Below are 17,185 nucleotides of genomic sequence, written 5' to 3' on the forward strand. Positions count from 1 at the left end.
CCTCATATGCTGCCGAGCTTCGTTATGTCCCAATCGGTGCGCAGCATGCGCGCGTGATCCTCTACGTAGCGGGCGATGTCCACGGCGCCGTTCTTCCACACGATCGACTGACAACGGCGAATGACGGCCGCGCGTTCCACCGGATCCAGCAGGCGCTCGACATGCTGGGCGGCAAAACCGAGATCGTAGTCGCGGCGCATCATCCAGCCGCGGCCTGTGAGTTCAGCCCAGCGGGCGCGGTTTGCCTGAAGGTCCATCTCGTCGCCCTCGTTGGGCACGAAGAGCGTTGGAATTGAGCCCAGCACCTGTTCGTGGAACGTGTTGTAGCCCGCGGCCGAGATCGCCGCGTCGAAGGCCCGGCTGAAGCGGAAGCTCGGGAAGAGTTCGACCGTGCGATGCCGCTCGCCGAGAATTTCGAGGCCAGCGGCATTCGGCGTGATCGGCGACTGGATTTCCAGCGCGATCGTATCGGGACGCCTGAGCACCTCGGCGAGAAGCGCTGCGCGCAGGTCCTTGACGTCGAAATTGGCGCCCGCTCCGAGCTGGAATGCCACGACCGTTATGCCATCGGGGATGCCGAGCGCGGCACGCGCACTTTCGCGCGACATGCGCTCCGACGGATCAAGATGCAGAACCGGCGGCACGAGGAAAACCTCCTTGCGGCAGGCGGCCGTCGGGCCATGGTCAAAGGTCTCCGCCAGTTCGCCCGGCTCGATGACGGCATCGAAACTGTCGGAGAATTCGAGGAAGACGCGGTGTGATTCCTGCCAGAGCGGGCGGCGGACCCAGATCTTGAAAATATCCGGAAACATGTCGAGCGCCCGCGTCACACCCTCGAAGACGGCCGTCGCGTCATAGGCGAAGACCGTCGGGCGCAGATGGGCGACGAGCTCGAACAGTTCTTCGGCGAGGCAGGTGTTCCAGTCCTCCGGGTCTGCTTCGAGAATGCGGTGATGCGGCAGGAAATGCGCCTGGTAGCCGTGCTGCACGGCCGCCTTCATGGAATAGGACATGGTCGCGAAGACCGGCGTCAAATCCGGTGGCAGGCGCTGGGCGATCGCCAGCTGCTGGGTGAGATGGCCGACGCCGATGCCGTTGCTGGAGGCGAAAAGCACGTTGCGCTGCGGAAGGGGCGGAAAAAGCCCGTCAGCAGCCGGGAATGTTGTTTCGGCACCCATGATGCGCGCGACGCGATCACTATAGATCGCCGCATCGTAATTGTTTTCGACGAAACGGCGGGCCTGCTCGCATTGGGACCGGTAAAGCGCCGGATCGGCCACGAAACGCGCGATGACGCTTTCGACTTCGGCCGGTTCCGCATAGACGGCGGCTTTTGCGAAGAGTACCGCGAAATGCGGGGGAAGGATCACGACGAGGCCGGTCGCCAACGCTTCAAGGATCGTGCGTCCAAAAGCCTCCGACCAGGCGGGATCGTGGAAATAGACGTAGAAATCGAGCGTGCCGAGGAAATCTGGAACGCCATCCCAGGCGAAGGGGATCAGCTCCCAATTGGTGGGAAGCGTGCCATATTTTTCCGCAAGATACGCATCGGCGCCGAGCGCCCGCACGCGAAAACGGCTGCCGTCGGCCGGATAGGCGAGGAGCGCATCTTCCGCGGTCGGCCATTTCAGGGGGTCGGGGCGCGAATGGCGGCCGATCACGACGGGGTAGGCGGGCGGGCGGACCGGTTTTGCCGGCCAGTCGTCGAGTTCTATGAGGTTGCCCCAATCCTCCTCCAGCATATGCGCATAGGGCGGCAGCAGGCGCGGCAGGCTGTCGCGCACGATGGCGCTGACGGGGGCGAGATGCACATCGGCGCCAAAGGCATCGCTGGCATGCGCGATGACGCGGTCCAGGTCGTATTGCCGGCGGCCGTTGCCGTCATACATCGGGTGGTGCAGCACGATCAGCAGCTTGTCGGTGGTGATCGACAGCCGTCGCGTCGGGCGGTTTTCGACGATCGTCGGGTGGTGGATCAGCGTCAGGCGGGCCGTGAGCTGCATGTCGGGGTCGATGCGCTCCGTCAGCCCGTCGTCGATCAGCTTTCGCAAATCGGGATGCATGGGAAAGGGCAGGCCGAGCAGGGGGCCTTTGATGGCAAGAAGCCCCGTCCGGAGGCCCGCCCGAGCCGCCGCCCGGATCTCGACGGCGAGCGCAGTCGATGTCCCTCCCTCGAAGCGCACGTCGGCGACAAAGAGGATGTCGAGCGTTGCACTCATCGCTCGTTCCGGGCCGTCATGCGCGGGGCGGCGGCGAGGAAGGCATCGATGTTCTGCCCATAGCTGACGACATGCACCGGCTGCCATTTCGAAACGAGCAGTTGCCAGCGCTTGGCGAGATAGGCATTCCACGAAATCTCGGCGGCATGCAGCTTCTGTTCGAGCGCCGAGGGCAGGTATTCGAAGATCGCACCGCGGTTGCGGAAGTGCATGAAGTCGAGGCTGTCGGTGAGATAAACGATCTTGTGCCGGCTGCCGAAGCGTTGGTTCGTCACGTCGATGATCTCGTCGACCTGCGCGGCATCGACGCCGATAAGGGTGACGATGATGGCGCTGAGCGCGGGCTGGGAGGCATAGATTGCGAGGGTCGGCTCCGGCTCGGCCTCCGGTGTTGCAGGCTTTGGGCCGCGCCGCGGCAACCAGCCGAAAATCCCCATTCCGCCTCCTCCTCGATCCCCGGACAGGCCGGAAAGCGCCGATGAATCAAGGCTATTGCCGGGATTTGGCGGAGTCAAACGAAGTCTGCACGATACGGGTGGAAATAGCGGGGTGAGACGGCGGTCAGGTGCTGAGCGGCCAGCGGGCGATCGCCGCTGGTTTCCATGTTCCGGCTTCACCGGTGAGGGCGAAGCTCACGGTTATGGATTGCGCCTCCACTAACGCCGGCACGTCAAAGAACAAGCGTCCGAAGGCGGCGTTGCTGCTCTCTCCCGCGGGGGAAGGAGCCCTTTCAAACGACCAGACGAGCCCTGCCGGTTCCAGAATTTTTGCCTCCGCCATCACATCCCCCAAGGCGAGTTGGACGCGGGGACCATCAAGGGAGACCACGGCTTGAGTATAGACCTGCCAGGTTGCCAGACTTTCGCCCGCCTCCAGTTCGTCGACGATGAAGACTGCGCCGCCATCCGCCAGCGCGGCGCCCCGGCGCCAGACCGAGCGCCGCTCCCCGTCAAAAATCTGGTAGGCCACAAAGCGGTTTTCGCCCTCTTGTCCGGTGCCGAGGAGAGTTGCGTAGGCGTCGATCGATTGCTCTGCGCCATCGATCAGCAGCGTGTTATGGGCGGCGGTCTGCGTGCGAAAATAGCCGAACCGCCGCTCCCGGTCGAAATAGCCGGGCAGGGCATAGTTTTCCCGGCCGAGTTCGCCGGCAAAACGCTGGCCTGCCATTTCCAGCACGAAAGTACCGAGGTCGAGATGGGCGTGGTTGACATCGTTGCGCCCGCCCTTGAGCGCCAGCCAGGTGGTGCCCTTGCGCAGCACCGCGATGCCCGCCGGTTCATACGCAACGGGTCCGTCGCCCGTGGTCGTCGCCTCGATGTCGGGCGCGCACCAGAGAAGATCGAAGGGATGCGGGTCTCCGGGAGCGGCATGCTGCCAGGCCATGGCTTCCGGCTCGCCCGTGCGGTTGGCGAGCCAGCCGAGCACCGGCGAACGGCGCGGCTCTTCCGTTGCATCGCCAAAGTTGAACACCCGGCCGCTCGGACCGGTGAGATCGCGTCCGTAGCGCCAGGTGCTGAGGAGTGATTGGTGTGCATCTGGGCCGATGCCTAGATCCTTCATGAATGCCTGGGCCAGCACGGCGTAGCGCACGGCATATTCCCAATAGTCCGGGCCTTCCGTGTAACCGCCATCCGCCCCAAAAGCACGCAAGCCGTGGTCGATTGCCGGCACGAAGCAGCCGAGTGCGGCGTCTCGGACTTCCTTCTCGTCGCCCTCCAGCGCGGCTGCACCGGCGATCATCCCGGCACAGCACACGATGTTCCAGTTGTTTTCCGCCGTCATCCAGGGCGCACCGGCCGCGGCTGCCGCAAGGCCGGGGGAAAGCCCTTTTTCGACGATTGCCATCGCCAGCGTGTCGCGCTCGGTGCGCGAGAGGAGGGGGCGGGTCCAGAGAAGACCGAGCGCCACGCCCGTCGTCATTTCGGCAGTGTCGAGGAAATGGGCGGGATTCCAGCTCTGAAACGCCGCGGCATTCAGGATTTCGCGGATCGCGCGCCTGCGATGAGTACTGCCGCCGGTCAGGCAATCGGCGATGGCCAGCGTCGCGAAGCGGTCGATCAGCTTGCGGCTGGTCGGCAGGATGACGTCCCGCCCGTCTTCCCGCTCTAGCTCGAGTAAAGAAGCATTCTGGATATCGCTGGCAGCCTGTAGAACAGCCGCAGCGTATCGTTTACCGGCACTGGAAGACCGCGCCGATAGCCGGATTCGCGCCGGATCGAGAGAAAGGATCAATAATTGCTACGGCCGCGGGTCGTCGTTGCCACTTCGCGGGCAGTCTTCTTCTTCACCACTTTACAGGGGCCTTGTTTGCACTTGACGGTGGTGACCGTCGGCTTGCCAGCGGTTGTTTCGCAGCCGCTCAAGAAGAGAGACGCTGACAACATGGCCGCGAGTGAAGTCCATTTTGCGGCAACAAATTTGGTCATGACCCTGCCCCACTCAGGTTTAGCTGATCTTCATGGAATGCGACCTGCCAAGTAAAGTCAATATCCGGATTGCCCAAAACGGGGTGGGGTCCTTGTTTTCTCTGAAGTTTCATATGGCCGACATGGCCGGGGCGCCTGCGCGGGATTTTGAGGTTGGAGAAAGGTCGACCGTCGTGCAAAAACTATTTGACTAAGTATTCAGTTTGTTTTCTATTTTGCGCAATCGACTGACGGAGAGGAGCCGCGCGGCCGACAGGATTTCACACCGGAGGACCCATGAGCGATCTCGATCTCTGCTACCTGCCCGCCCACGAAGCGCTCCGCCGCTTCAAGAGCCGCGAGCTTTCCCCCGTCGACCTGATGGCTGCAACGATCCGCCGGGCGGAAGCGGTGAAGGCGCCGATCAATGCGCTGACCTATACCCATTTCGACGAAGCGATGGATCTCGCGCGCAAGGCGGAGGCGAAATATGCGCGGGGTGCGCGCACCGGCGTGCTGGAGGGGCTGCCGGTCGGCATCAAGGACGAGAGCGAGATCGAGGGCAAGCCGAGCTCCATGGGCTCGCTGATCCACAAGGACCATGTCAGCACGCGTACTTCGACGATGAATGCGCGCATCCTGGCGGCCGGCGGCATCGTGCATGCGCGCACGGCGACCCCGGAATTCTGCTGCTCCGGCGCCACCTGGTCGCGGCTGTGGGGCGTCACGCGCAATCCCTGGAACCCGGATTTCACCTGCGGCGGCTCTTCCGGCGGTGCCGGGGCTTCACTTGCGGCGGGCACGTCTTCGCTGGCGACCGGCTCCGATATCGGCGGCTCGATCCGCATTCCGGCCGCCGCCTGCGGCGTCGTCGGCTACAAGCCGCCCTATGGCCGCAACCCGGACGACCCACCGTTCAACCTGGATTTCTTCTGCCACACCGGCCCGATGGCCCGCACGGTCAAGGATGCGATCCTGCTGCAGAACGTGATGAGCGGCCCGAGCCCGCACGATATCACGACGCTACGGCCGAAACTGCGCCTGCCGCTGGAATACAAGCCCATCAAGGGCTGGAAGATCGCCTTTTCCATGGATCTCGGTTTCTTCGAGGTCGATCCGGATGTGCAGAAGAACACGCTGGCCGCCCTCGACGTCTTCCGCTCGCTCGGCGCGACGGTCGAGGAGGCCGACCTCGGCTGGAAGCAGAATGTGCTCGATGCCGGCATCGGCTACCTGCAACACCTCTTTGGAGGCTACGTCTCGAAACTGCTCGACGCGCATGGCGACGAGATGACGACCTATGCGCGGCAGTTCGCCGAACGGGGCCGGGTCTCCAGGTCGACGGATTTTGTCGCAACCCTGGAGGTGATCGGCGAGATGTACCAGACGCTGGGGCCGCTGCTGGAGCGCTATGACGTGCTCGTCTGCCCGACCAATGCGCTACCCGCGGTGCCGGCCGATTTCGACCAGTCCAAGGATACGGTCGAGATCAATGGCAAGGTGGTGCATCCCATGCTCGGCTGGGCGATGACGACGCCCTTCAACATGATGAGCCGCTGCCCCGTTCTGTCCGTGCCCACGGGCCATGCCGGCAACGGCGTGCCGACCGGCATCCAGATCGTCGGCCGCACCTATTGCGACGCCGACGTTTTCCGCGCCGGGATCGCCTTCGAGGAAGCACAGGGCGGCTGGTATCGCGATGCGGCGAGCCGTCCGGCCTTGTAACGTTGACCCAGGCTGTCCGTCGTCCGATAAGGCGACGGACCGTCCGGCAATCCGAGACCCTTGCAGTGAAGACACCCAAAGCCGCCCCCGCCGACGATGCGCCGATCACCAAGGCCGGCAAGGCCGATCGCCGTCACCTGCGCGGGCAGGCGAGCGCCCAGCGCATTATCGACACGACCATCCGCCTGATCGCGGAGGATGGCATGGCCGCGGTCACCATGCAGCGCATTGCCGGCGAGATCGGCTCGTCCAATGCGCTGGTCGTCTTCCATTTCGGCACGAAGGAAAAGCTTTTTCGCGCTGTGCTGGAATATCTCAACGACCAGTTCGCCCACCTCTGGCAGGAGACCGTGCGCCGGCCGGATCTTTCGGCGGCGGGGCGCATCGTCGCGGCACTGGATTGCGCGCGGTATTTTCGCAGCCGGCATCCGGACTGGGTTTCCGTCTGGGTGCTGTTCGGCAGCGACCGGCAGACCCTCCAGCTCGACCGCCAGATCAGCCTGCCCAACGACCACGCCTACCTCGCCGAAACCCGCGCGCTGCTAGTTGAGGTCGCCCGCGAGGGCGGCCATGCGGGCGTCGATACGGAGACACTCGCCGAAGGCCTCAACTATCTCGTGCAGGGCGCCTGGTACTGGGACACGTTCAATCCCGACCAGGTCCGCTCCGACGCTCTGCAAAAGACAGCCATGACGCTGCTGCGCGAGGCCTTTCCCGGCAGCTTTCCGCTTCCGGGCTAGGTCCGCCGTCCCGCAGCGGCCGAGCGCAGGTTGTCGAGCAGCACGGCGAGCAGCAGGATCAGGCCGCGCACGACATATTGGTAGAAGGCCTGGATGTTGAGCAGGTTCATGACGTTTTCGGCAATGCCCATGATGAGCACACCGACGATGACGCCCGTCATCGCCGCCCGCCCGCCGGCCAGCGACACGCCGCCGAGCACGCAGGCCGAGATGACCGAGAGCTCAAGGCCGGTCGCGGCATTCGGCTGGCCCGAGGTGATGCGCGAGGCGAGCAGTACGCCGGCCACAGCGCAGACGAGACCCTGAAGCGCGAAGATCCAGATGCGCATGTTGGAGACGTTGACGCCGGCCAGGCGCGAGGCTTCCGGATTGCCGCCGATCGCCAGCGTGTTCTTGCCGAAGACCGTGCGGTTCAGCACGAAGCCGAAGATGATGAAGAACACGGCCATCACCCAGATCGGCGTCGGGATGCCGAGGAACTTTGACAAAGCGAGCTGGTAGAAACCCGGATCGTTGATGCCGACGGCGCGGCCATCGGACGCGATCAGCGCCAGGCCGCGCACGATCTGCATCGTGGCGAGCGTCGTGATCAACGCGTTGATGCGGAAGCGGGCGATCACCACCCCATTGACGAGGCCGACGGCGCCGCCGCACAGCAGCGCTGCGAGGAGGCCGATGATGATCGAACCCGAGGCGTTCGAGGCCATGACGGCCACCATGCCGGAAAAGGCGACGGTGGAGCCGACCGAGAGGTCGAAATCGCGCGACGCGAGGCAGAACATCATCGTGCAAGCGACGATGCCAATGGTGACGACCGATTGTAAGAGGCCGAGCATGTTGCGCTCGGTCAGGAAGTTCGGAACCGTCAGCGCCACGATGGCGAAGGCAATGGCGAAGATGACGACCAGACCCTGTTCGCCGAGGAGGAGTTTTTTCAGAGACGTCATCGTGACTGGACCTGCTGGTTGGGGAGTTCGCTGGCATTCGCCACATCGGGAAGGGCGGCGGCGAGGATGCGGCGCTCATCGAAATCGGCGCGCTCGATATCGGCGGCGACCCGGCCCTGGCACATGACCAGGATGCGGTCGGTGATGCCCATCACCTCCGGCAATTCGCTGGAGATGACGACGATCGCCATGCCCTGGCCGGCGAGTTCATAGAGGATTTCGTAGATTTCCGACTTGGCGCCGACATCGATGCCGCGCGTCGGCTCGTCGATGATGAGGACCTTTACGCCCTGCTCGGACAGCCAGCGGCCGAGGATAACCTTCTGCTGGTTGCCGCCGGAGAGGTTGACGATCTCCTGTTTCCGGGAGGGCGTGCGCACGCGCAGTTTCGCGATGAAACGGTCGGCCAGCTCCGCCTCCTTCTTCGGCTGCAAGATGCCGAAGGGCGAAAAATGGCGGCGCGAGGAGATCGCCATGTTCTCCTCGATATTGCGCCCCTGCACAATGCCGTCGAATTTGCGGTCTTCCGGGCAGAGCACGATGCCGGAGCGGATCGACTGCGGCGGGCTGTCAGGCGTGACGGTAGCGCCATCGACGCTGACGGTGCCCTGCGAGCGGCTGTCGGCGCCATAGACCAGACGCGCCATCTCGCTGCGTCCGGCGCCGATCAGGCCGAAGAAGCCGAGGATTTCACCCTGGCGCACGGAAAAGCTGATCGGCGTGCGCAGCTTGCGGCCGGCAAGGTCCTTAACCTCCAGCCGCACGGCACCGCGCTCGCGCGGGCGAAAACCCCAGATGTTGGAAATCTCGCGGCCGACCATTTCGGCGATGATCTGCTCGCGCGTGATCTGGACGATCTCTGGATGGTGCGCTGCAAGCTTGCCGTCGCGCAGCACCGTGAGGCTGTCGCAGAGGCGAAAGATCTCGTCGAGACGGTGGGAGACGTAAAGGATGACCTTGCCCTGCGCCCGCAGGCGATCGATGAGCGTGAAGAGGATTTCGCTTTCGCGGGACGAGAGCGAGGAGGTCGGCTCGTCGAGCGCGATGACGCGCGCATCGGCCATCACGGCCTTGGCGATCTCGACCATCTGGCGTTCGCCGATCGAGAGAGAAGCCACCTTGGCGGCCGGATCGATGTCGATGCCGATTTCCGCGAGCTTCTCCTTCACCACGCCGACGAGGCGCGAGCGGTCGATCACGCCGGCCTTGCCGGGAAAGCGGCCGAGCCAGAGGTTTTCGGCAACCGTCAGCTCGGGCACGAGTTGGAGTTCCTGGTGGATGACGATGACGCCCGCATCGAAGGCATCACGCACCGAGCGGTAGTGCTGCAACTGGCCGTCGATCCGGATCTCGCCGGTATCGGCGGATTGATCGCCCGAGAGCACGCGGATGAGGGTCGATTTGCCCGCGCCGTTTTCGCCCATAAGGCCGTGCACCGCGCCCTTCTTCACCGAGAAGGAAACGTCGGCGAGCGCCTGCACGCCGGGATATCCCTTGGATATCGCCTTGAATTCAAGAAAGTCCTGCATCTCTCCACCCCGAAAAGAGGCCCGGCGGCAGCACGCCGCCGGGATGACATCACCTTGGGAGGATGATTATTCGATGCCGAGGTCCTTGCGAACCGTCTCGTAATTGTCGCGCAGCGCGACCTGGCCGGCCGTCAGGATCAGCTTTTCCGGCTCCTTGCCGTTGGCGATCCACTCATACATGTTGAGCGCGGTCTCGTAGCCGTGACGCTTCGGCGAGATGATCACGGTACCGAAGAAGCCGGTGGCAGAAGGCTTCTTGAACTCGTTGATCGCCGAATCCGCGCCGCCGATGCCCACGCCGATCATGCTGTCGGCGGCAATGCCTACGCTTTCGGTTGCGCGCACCGCGCCGAGCACGGCTTCGTCATTAAGGCCGACGGCGACCCAGTGCTTGATGCCGGCATTCTTGTTGAGCACGACGGTCGAGGCGTTGAGCGCCGCTTCCGTATCGGTCTTCGCCTGCGGGGCGTCAAAAATGTTGGCTTCCGGGAAGCCGGCGGCCTTCAGCACGGAGAGGGCGCCATCGACGCGGTCGACGGCGGTCGGCAGCTGGTCGTAGGAAACGCGGATCGCGCCGACGTCCTTCATGTCCCAGCCGCGTTTCTTGATTTCCCCGACGATGGTCTGGCCGACGGCCTCGCCGATCTTGGTGGCCGAGATGCCCATATGCGGCACGTCCTCGATCGGGCTGCCATCGGCATTGACCAGGCGGTCGTCGACGGTCATCAGCTTGAGGTCGTTGGCGGCCGCCTTGGCGACGATGCCGGGGCCGAGCTTTACGTCCGGCGTGCAGACGATGAAGCCCTGCGCGCCCTGTGCGCCGAGATTGTCGATGGCCGACTGAACCTTCTCGCCGTCTTCCGCGCCGATCTTGACGAGGGTGAAACCCTTCTCCTTGGCGGCCTCGTCGGCGAACTTCCATTCGTCCTGGAACCACGGCTCTTCCGGCTGCTTCACGATGAAGCCGATCTTCACGTCGGCGGCGAAGGCGGAGGTCGCGGTGAACACGGCGACGGTGCCAGCCAGGATGGCTGCTTTGATAAAGCCCATTGTCTCTCTCCCAAATTAACTGCGCTTGCAGTGGGCTTTGGTGTAATGTCTTTCATCATATTCGTCAATTGCGTTTGTATGATGAATTAAATATCAGTGTATGATAGTAGTGTCGGGATGACGCGAATCCGGTCGTCGCCTTCGGGCGGGAAACGGGATATGCATCGCGGACGGAATGGGGTGGAGAATGGCTGTGCAGGAACAGGATGAACGCGTGAGCGCGCCCGAAGGCGAGGCGCCGGTGCGCCGCCCGCGCGTGCAGAAAAACATTACGCGGGCGATCGCCTCGGATATCTGCGCCGACGTCTTTCCGGTCGGCGGCTTCCTGCCGACGGAAAACGAACTGTGCCTGCGCTACGGCGTCAGCCGCACGGTCATCCGCGAATCGCTGAAGATCCTCGAATCCAAGGGTTTGGTGCGCGGGCGTTCGCGGGTGGGCACCGTGGTTTGCGCCAAGGAAGAGTGGAACATCCTCGACCAGCAGGTGCTGGAATGGATCGGGCCGCGCATCTTCGAACTCGACCTGTTGAAATGCGTGCTCGACGCACGCCGTGCCATCGAACCCTTCGCTGCCGAATTCGCCGCCGAACGCGCGACGGTTCAGGAAGTGGCCGAGATCGAGCGGGCTTGGGAACAGATGCGCGACGCCGAGGGCGACGTCGCACGCTTCACCGAGGCCGACGTCGCCTTCCATGCCGGCCTGCTGAAGGCCAGCCACAACCAGGTCTTTATGCAGCTCGCGAGCATCATCCGCGCGGCGCTGGAGTTCTCGCTCTATGCCTCCAACGAGGCGGTGGATGCACGCGGCGAAGCCGTCGAAATCCACAAGCAGCTCGTCGAGGCGTTGCGCATGCGCGACAAGGCGGCGGCGCGCGACTGCTCGCACCGCATGCTCGACCTTGCCGCGCGCGACCTGGCGCTCGCCATCCGGAAACATCCGCCCGCCGGCGAATGACCGCGTCCTTTCCCCTTCCAAGACGAGTATCATGATGAAGATCACGAAGCTGACGACCTATATCGTGCCGCCGCGGTGGCTGTTCCTGAAGGTGGAGACGGACGAGGGCATTATCGGCTGGGGTGAGCCGGTGGTGGAAGGCCGCGCGCTGACGGTGCAGGCCGCTGTGGAAGAGCTGTCGGATTACCTTATCGGTAAGGACCCGTTGCTGATCGAAGACCATTGGCAGGTCATGTATCGCGGCGGTTTCTATCGTGGCGGGGCCGTGCACATGTCGGCGCTCGCCGGCATCGACCAGGCGCTGTGGGACATCAAGGGCAAGGCCTATGGTCAGCCGATCCATGCCCTGCTCGGCGGCCAGGTGCGCGACAAGATCAAGGTCTATTCGTGGATCGGCGGCGATCGTCCCGCCGACGTCGCCAACAATGCCCGCGAGGTGGTCGCCCGCGGCTTCAAAGCCATCAAGCTCAACGGCTGCGAGGAGATGCAGATCGTCGATACCTGGGACAAGGTCGAGAAGGCGGTGGAAACCATCGCGACGATCCGCGAGGCGGTCGGCCCCTCTATCGGAATCGGTGTCGATTTCCACGGCCGCGTGCACCGGCCGATGGCCAAGGTCTTGGCGAAGGAACTCGAACAGTTCAAGCTGATGTTCATCGAGGAGCCGGTGCTGTCGGAAAACCGGGAAGCCCTCAAGGAGATCGCCAACCATTGCTCGACGCCGATTGCCTTGGGCGAACGGCTCTATTCGCGCTGGGACTTCAAGCAAGTCCTTTCGGACGGCTATGTCGATATCCTGCAACCGGACCTGTCGCATGCCGGGGGCATCACGGAATGCCGCAAGATCGCGGCGATGGCGGAGGCCTATGACGTGGCGCTGGCGCCGCATTGCCCGCTCGGGCCGATTGCACTTGCGGCGTGCCTGCAGGTCGATGCGGTCTCCTACAATGCCTTCATCCAGGAACAGAGCCTCGGCATTCATTACAACAAGGGCAACGACATCCTCGACTACATCTCCAACAAGGAGGTGTTCCACTATGCGGATGGCTTCGTATCGATCCCGCAGGGGCCGGGCCTCGGCATTGAGGTGGACGAGGCCTATGTCATCGAGCGGGCGAAGGAAGGCCATCGCTGGCGCAATCCCGTCTGGCGCCATGAAGATGGCAGTGTAGCCGAGTGGTGAGGAGAGCGGATATGGCTGGACGTCTTGAGGGAAAACGCGTCGTCGTCACGGGCGCAGCGCAGGGCATCGGCCTTGCCATTGCCGAGGCCTTTCTTTGCGAAGGCGCGAGCCTCTTCCTGATCGATCGCGATGGCGACCTGCTTGCGGTGGAAGCTGAACGGCTTCGCGCTGCCGGTGGACGGGTGGCTCATGCCTCGGCGGACATAACGGACGCAGATGCCATCGAGCGTGCAGTCGCTACGGCCACCGAAGAGATCGGCCGGCCGAACGCGCTCGTCAACAATGCCGGCGTCAATGTGTTCTTCGAGCCTCTAAAGCTCTCCGATACCGACTGGCAGCGCTGCTTCGACATCAACCTCAAGGGCGCATGGAATTGCAGCAAGGCCGTGCTGCCGGGCATGATCGAGGACGGCGGCGGCGTCATCCTCAACATCGCCTCGACGCATGCCTTCACCATCATCCCGCACACATTTCCCTATCCCGTCGCCAAACACGCGCTTCTCGGCATGACCAAGGCGCTCGGCCTCGAATATGCCGGGCAGGGGGTTCGCGTGAACGCGCTGGCGCCGGGCTACGTGCGCACCCAGAAGGCCGTAGAATACTGGAACAGTTTTCCCGATCCCGTCGCGGCGGAAGCGGCGACGATGAAGCTGCATCCCGGTGGCCGCATCGCGACGCCGGAAGAGATCGCCAAGGCCGCCCTCTTCATGATTTCCGACGAGTGCCCCTTCATGAACGCCACCTGCCTGACGGTGGATGGCGGCCTGAGCGTCCTGCATCACCCCTGAACACCCACCTTTTTTCAAACCACCCAAACCTCCGGCGCACCCTTCGCCGGAGGTTTTTCTTTGCCCGTTCCTTGCTTGACCAATAATAACTCCGATTATATGAGAATAACAAAATCGGCACGCCATTGAGACGAGGAGGGGACATGTCCCGGAAATTGCGGTCGCAGCACTGGTTCGGCGGAATGGACAAGGATGCGTTCATCCATCGGAGTTGGATGAAGAACAACGGCCTGCCGGACGACGCCTTCGACGGGCGGCCGGTCATCGGCATCTGCAACACCTTCTCCGAACTGACGCCCTGCAACGCACATTTCCGCGGGCTGGTCGAGCATATCAAGGCGGGCGTGCTGGAGGCGGGCGGCCTGCCGCTGGAATTCCCGGTCTTCTCCTGCGGCGAATCGAACCTGCGCCCGACCGCCATGCTCTTCCGCAACCTCGCCTCGATGGATGTCGAGGAGGCGATCCGCGGCAATCCGATGGACGGCGTCGTGTTGATGGCGGGCTGCGACAAGACCACGCCGTCGCTGGTCATGGGCGCCGCCTCCTGCGATCTGCCGTCCATCGTCATTTCCGGCGGGCCGATGCTGAACGGCCGCCTGAAGGGCCACACGATCGGTTCCGGCACCGATGTCTGGAAATTCTCCGAGGATGTACGCGCCGGCGTCATGTCGCAGAAGGATTTCCAGGCCGCCGAAAGCGCCATGTCGCGTTCACCCGGCCATTGCATGACCATGGGCACGGCCTCCACCATGGCCTCGATGGTGGAAGCCCTCGGCCTGGCGCTGCCCGGCAATGCCGCCTATCCGGCCGTCGATGCCCACCGGGCGCGACTGGCGCGGCTCACCGGGCGCCGGATCGTGGAGATGGTCGCCGAGGACCTGCGCCTGTCGCAGATCCTGACGCGGGAGGCTTTTGCCAATGCCATCCGCATCAATGGCGCGATCGGCGGCTCGACCAATGCCGTCGTGCATCTGCTGGCGATCGCCGGCCGGATCGGCACCGAACTGACGCTCGACGACTGGGACAATTTCGGCCGCGACGTGCCGACGATCCTCAACCTGATGCCGTCGGGTGCCTATCTGATGGAGGATTTCTGTTATGCTGGCGGTCTGCCCGTCGTCATGAAGGAGATCGCCGACCTGCTGCATCTCGACGCCCTGACGGTGACTGGGCAAAGCGTCGGCGCCAATATCGAAGGCGTCGAGAACTACAATGACGACGTCATTCTGCCGCGCGACAAGGCATTGACCGCAAGCGGCGGCATTGCCGTGCTGCGCGGCAATCTCGCGCCCGGCGGCGCCATCATCAAACCCTCCGCCGCGACACCGGCGCTGATGCAGCACCGCGGCCGCGCCGTCGTCTTCGAGACGATCGATCACTACAAGGCGCGCATCGACGATCCGGCGCTCGACATCGACGAGACATCGATCATGGTGCTGAAGAACTGCGGGCCGAAGGGCTATCCCGGCATGGCCGAGGTCGGCAACATGGCGCTGCCGCAGAAGCTGCTGAAGCAGGGCGTGCGCGACATGGTGCGCATTTCCGATGCCCGCATGTCCGGCACGGCCTTCGGCACCGTGGTCCTGCACACGGCACCGGAAGCCGCCGTCGGCGGCACGCTGGCGCTGGTCGAGGATGGCGACTGGATCGAGCTCGACGTCGCCGGCCGCAGGCTTCATCTCGATGTCGACGAGGCCGAACTCGCGCGGCGGCGGGCGGCCTGGACAGCGCCGGTGCCGGCGATGGCCGGCGGCTATCAGGGCCTTTATGTCGAGCGCGTCATGCAGGCGGATACGGGCGCCGACCTCGATTTCCTCGTCGGCAGCCGCGGCCACGCGGTTCCCCGCGAAAGCCATTGAGGAGGTGTCGATGAACGATTTTCGGGTAGAAGACCTTCACGGCATTCATGCCATTCTCTACGCGCTTTTCGACAGCGAGGAGAAGCTCGACCGGGCGGCGATGCGCCGGCAGACGGAAATATGCCTCGCGAGCGGCGTACATGGGATGGCAGCGCTCGGCCTTGCAACGGAAGCCGCCAAACTGGATGAGCGCGAACGCATGGCGGTCATGGACTGGGTGGTGGAGGATACGGCCGGCCGCGTGCCCGTCGCGTTGACGATCTTCGGCGCCTCCATCGAGGAACAGGTGCGGCAGGTGCGACATGCCACCGACGCCGGTGCCGACTGGCTGATCCTACAGCCGCCCATGGTCGGCGCCTATTCCGCCGCCGAATATATCCGTTTCTTCGGCCGCGTCGCGGAGCGGACCGACCTGCCGCTCGCCATCCAGAATGCGCCGGCCTTGATGGGCCGCGGGCTGACGGCCGCCGACATCCGCGAACTGGTGCGCCAGCATCCGAATATCCGCCTGGTGAAGGGAGAAGGGCCGGTCGTCGACATCGCCCATCTCATCGAGGTGACGGAGGGGCGGCTGCCGGTGTTCAACGGCCGCGCCGGGCTGGAGCTCCTGGAAAACCTGCGCATCGGCTGCCGCGGCCTGATCCTGGCGCCCGATTCCATCGATGTTGCCGTGCGCGCCTACGAATTCTTCTGCGACGGCTGGGACGAACACGCGGAGGAGGAATACCGCCGCATGCTGCCGGGCGTCGTCTTCACCATGCAGGGCATCGAGAACCTCATCTGCTACGGCAAGCGCCTGTTCGGCGCGCGCGCGGGCATAGAAATCCACGACCGCGCGCCGGCGATGCGGCCGACATCGGTCGGCCTCGACATGACCCGGCGTTACGCGGCCACGATGGGTGGCTTTCCCGAATAGGGGCGACGGTCTATGAACGAGGGATAAAAGCAGGGGAGAGGGCGCGCATGAAGGTTATCGCTCGGGAGGATCGCGGCCTGCCGGCCCGTATCGCCGGTGATATCGGCCGGCGCATCACGCTCGGCGAGTTGAAGGTCGGCGACACCCTGCCGAAGGAAGCCGACATGCTGGCGGGCCTCGGCGTCAGCCGCACGACGCTGCGCGAAGCGCTGAAAATCCTCTCGACCAAGGGCTTTATCGAAGCGAAACCCCGCCTGGGTACGCGCGTGCGGGCGGCGGAGCACTGGAACACGCTCGATCCGGTCGTGCTCTCCTGGCAAGGCGACGCCGACGACCAGGAGGCGCTTGCGGAAGAACTCTTCGAGATCCGCCTTTCGATCGAGCCGCTGGCCGCGCGGCTGGCGGCCCGGCGGGGCTCGGCGCGCGAACACGCGCAGATCCGCGCCGCCTACCTGCGCATGGCGGAAGAACGGGCCGGCCTCGACGAGGCGATCGAGGCGGATATCGACTTCCATCTCCAAATATTCCAGGCGGCGCACAATCGTTTCCTGCTGCCTGTCGCCTCGGTCATCCGGGCCGCCTTGTCGATCAGCATTCCGAAGACCATGGCGGCATCCGGCGGGTTCGGACAGTCGCTGGCCCAGCATGAGGCAATCCTCGTTGCCATCGAAGCGCGCGACGAGGAGACGGCCGCCAGCACCGCCGCGACCCTGATCGCGTCGACATACAAGCGGAACTTCCAGACGGCCTGACCGGGTGCCGGAAAAAAAGAAGCCCCGCACGAAGCGGGGCAGCGAGCGCCACGGTTTGGCTCCCAATGACGCGGGGAAGCTCGCGGGTTACGCGAGTGGTATCCGGATAAGGTCTTG

15 protein-coding genes are annotated in these 17,185 nt (G+C 64.1%); 8 read left to right on the top strand and 7 right to left on the bottom strand.

What is annotated here, in order from left to right; all coding sequences use genetic code 11:
• Positions 1 to 2 precede the first annotated feature (2 nt).
• The 4 genes from AC1RWL_RS08520 to AC1RWL_RS08535 form a co-directional block, all read right to left on the bottom strand.
• On the bottom strand, positions 3 to 2,219 hold the full coding sequence (locus AC1RWL_RS08520) for a glycosyltransferase (protein WP_493094263.1): 2,217 nt from the start codon (positions 2,217 to 2,219) through the stop codon (positions 3 to 5).
• Positions 2,216 to 2,656, bottom strand: coding sequence for a hypothetical protein (locus AC1RWL_RS08525; RefSeq protein ID WP_439615894.1), 441 nt, complete (start codon positions 2,654 to 2,656; stop codon positions 2,216 to 2,218). The genes AC1RWL_RS08520 and AC1RWL_RS08525 overlap by 4 nt, the downstream gene beginning before the upstream one ends.
• A 124-nt stretch (positions 2,657 to 2,780) precedes the next feature.
• Positions 2,781 to 4,451, bottom strand: a complete 1,671-nt coding sequence (locus AC1RWL_RS08530; RefSeq protein WP_493094264.1) for a heparinase II/III domain-containing protein — start codon at positions 4,449 to 4,451, stop codon at positions 2,781 to 2,783.
• Positions 4,448 to 4,645, bottom strand: a complete 198-nt coding sequence (locus AC1RWL_RS08535) for a hypothetical protein (RefSeq protein ID WP_435265916.1) — start codon at positions 4,643 to 4,645, stop codon at positions 4,448 to 4,450. Before AC1RWL_RS08535 ends, AC1RWL_RS08530 begins: the two co-directional genes overlap by 4 nt.
• A gap of 276 nt (positions 4,646 to 4,921) precedes the next feature.
• Between AC1RWL_RS08535 and AC1RWL_RS08540 the strand changes: the two genes are divergently transcribed.
• Together AC1RWL_RS08540 and AC1RWL_RS08545 are read left to right on the top strand one after the other, a co-directional pair.
• The gene (locus AC1RWL_RS08540) at positions 4,922 to 6,349 is read left to right on the top strand and encodes an amidase (RefSeq protein ID WP_493094265.1); all 1,428 of its coding nucleotides are present in this window, start codon (positions 4,922 to 4,924) and stop codon (positions 6,347 to 6,349) included.
• A 65-nt stretch (positions 6,350 to 6,414) separates the two neighbouring features.
• Positions 6,415 to 7,089 (top strand): TetR/AcrR family transcriptional regulator, encoded by a 675-nt coding sequence (locus AC1RWL_RS08545; RefSeq protein ID WP_493094266.1) that lies wholly within the window; start codon positions 6,415 to 6,417, stop codon positions 7,087 to 7,089.
• On the opposite strand, the gene araH is transcribed toward AC1RWL_RS08545, so the two are convergent.
• The 3 genes from araH to AC1RWL_RS08560 form a co-directional block, all read right to left on the bottom strand.
• Positions 7,086 to 8,036 carry an L-arabinose ABC transporter permease AraH gene (gene araH, locus AC1RWL_RS08550; RefSeq protein WP_435265919.1) on the bottom strand — a complete coding sequence of 317 codons (951 nt, stop codon included), beginning with the start codon at positions 8,034 to 8,036 and terminating at the stop codon, positions 7,086 to 7,088. The two genes, AC1RWL_RS08545 and araH, sit on opposite strands and share 4 nt — an antisense overlap.
• Positions 8,033 to 9,565, bottom strand: coding sequence for an L-arabinose ABC transporter ATP-binding protein AraG (gene araG, locus AC1RWL_RS08555; RefSeq protein ID WP_493094267.1), 1,533 nt, complete (start codon positions 9,563 to 9,565; stop codon positions 8,033 to 8,035). Before araG ends, araH begins: the two co-directional genes overlap by 4 nt.
• A gap of 66 nt (positions 9,566 to 9,631) precedes the next feature.
• Positions 9,632 to 10,615, bottom strand: coding sequence for an arabinose ABC transporter substrate-binding protein (locus AC1RWL_RS08560; protein ID WP_493094268.1), 984 nt, complete (start codon positions 10,613 to 10,615; stop codon positions 9,632 to 9,634).
• 187 nt (positions 10,616 to 10,802) lie between these two features.
• On the opposite strand from AC1RWL_RS08560, the gene AC1RWL_RS08565 reads away from it, so the two are divergent.
• From AC1RWL_RS08565 to AC1RWL_RS08590, 6 genes are all read left to right on the top strand, one after another.
• A complete protein-coding gene (locus AC1RWL_RS08565) occupies positions 10,803 to 11,570 on the top strand; it encodes a FadR/GntR family transcriptional regulator (RefSeq protein ID WP_439615900.1) in 768 nt (255 codons plus the stop codon).
• Between the two features lie 34 nt (positions 11,571 to 11,604).
• The gene (dgoD, locus tag AC1RWL_RS08570) at positions 11,605 to 12,753 is read left to right on the top strand and encodes a galactonate dehydratase (protein WP_493094474.1); all 1,149 of its coding nucleotides are present in this window, start codon (positions 11,605 to 11,607) and stop codon (positions 12,751 to 12,753) included.
• Positions 12,754 to 12,764: 11 nt separating this feature from the next.
• A complete protein-coding gene (locus AC1RWL_RS08575; RefSeq protein ID WP_493094269.1) occupies positions 12,765 to 13,541 on the top strand; it encodes an SDR family oxidoreductase in 777 nt (258 codons plus the stop codon).
• A 143-nt stretch (positions 13,542 to 13,684) separates the two neighbouring features.
• Complete coding sequence (araD, locus tag AC1RWL_RS08580; protein ID WP_493094270.1) at positions 13,685 to 15,400, top strand: L-arabinonate dehydratase; 1,716 nt, start codon at positions 13,685 to 13,687, stop codon at positions 15,398 to 15,400.
• Between the two features lie 10 nt (positions 15,401 to 15,410).
• Positions 15,411 to 16,316 carry a dihydrodipicolinate synthase family protein gene (locus AC1RWL_RS08585; protein WP_493094271.1) on the top strand — a complete coding sequence of 302 codons (906 nt, stop codon included), beginning with the start codon at positions 15,411 to 15,413 and terminating at the stop codon, positions 16,314 to 16,316.
• Positions 16,317 to 16,363: 47 nt separating this feature from the next.
• Entirely contained in the window at positions 16,364 to 17,068 is a 705-nt protein-coding gene (locus tag AC1RWL_RS08590; RefSeq protein ID WP_493094272.1) for a FadR/GntR family transcriptional regulator, read from the top strand.
• Positions 17,069 to 17,185: the final 117 nt, after the last annotated feature.

It is taken from the genome of Shinella sp. GW821-FHT10F02 (assembly GCF_058809275.1).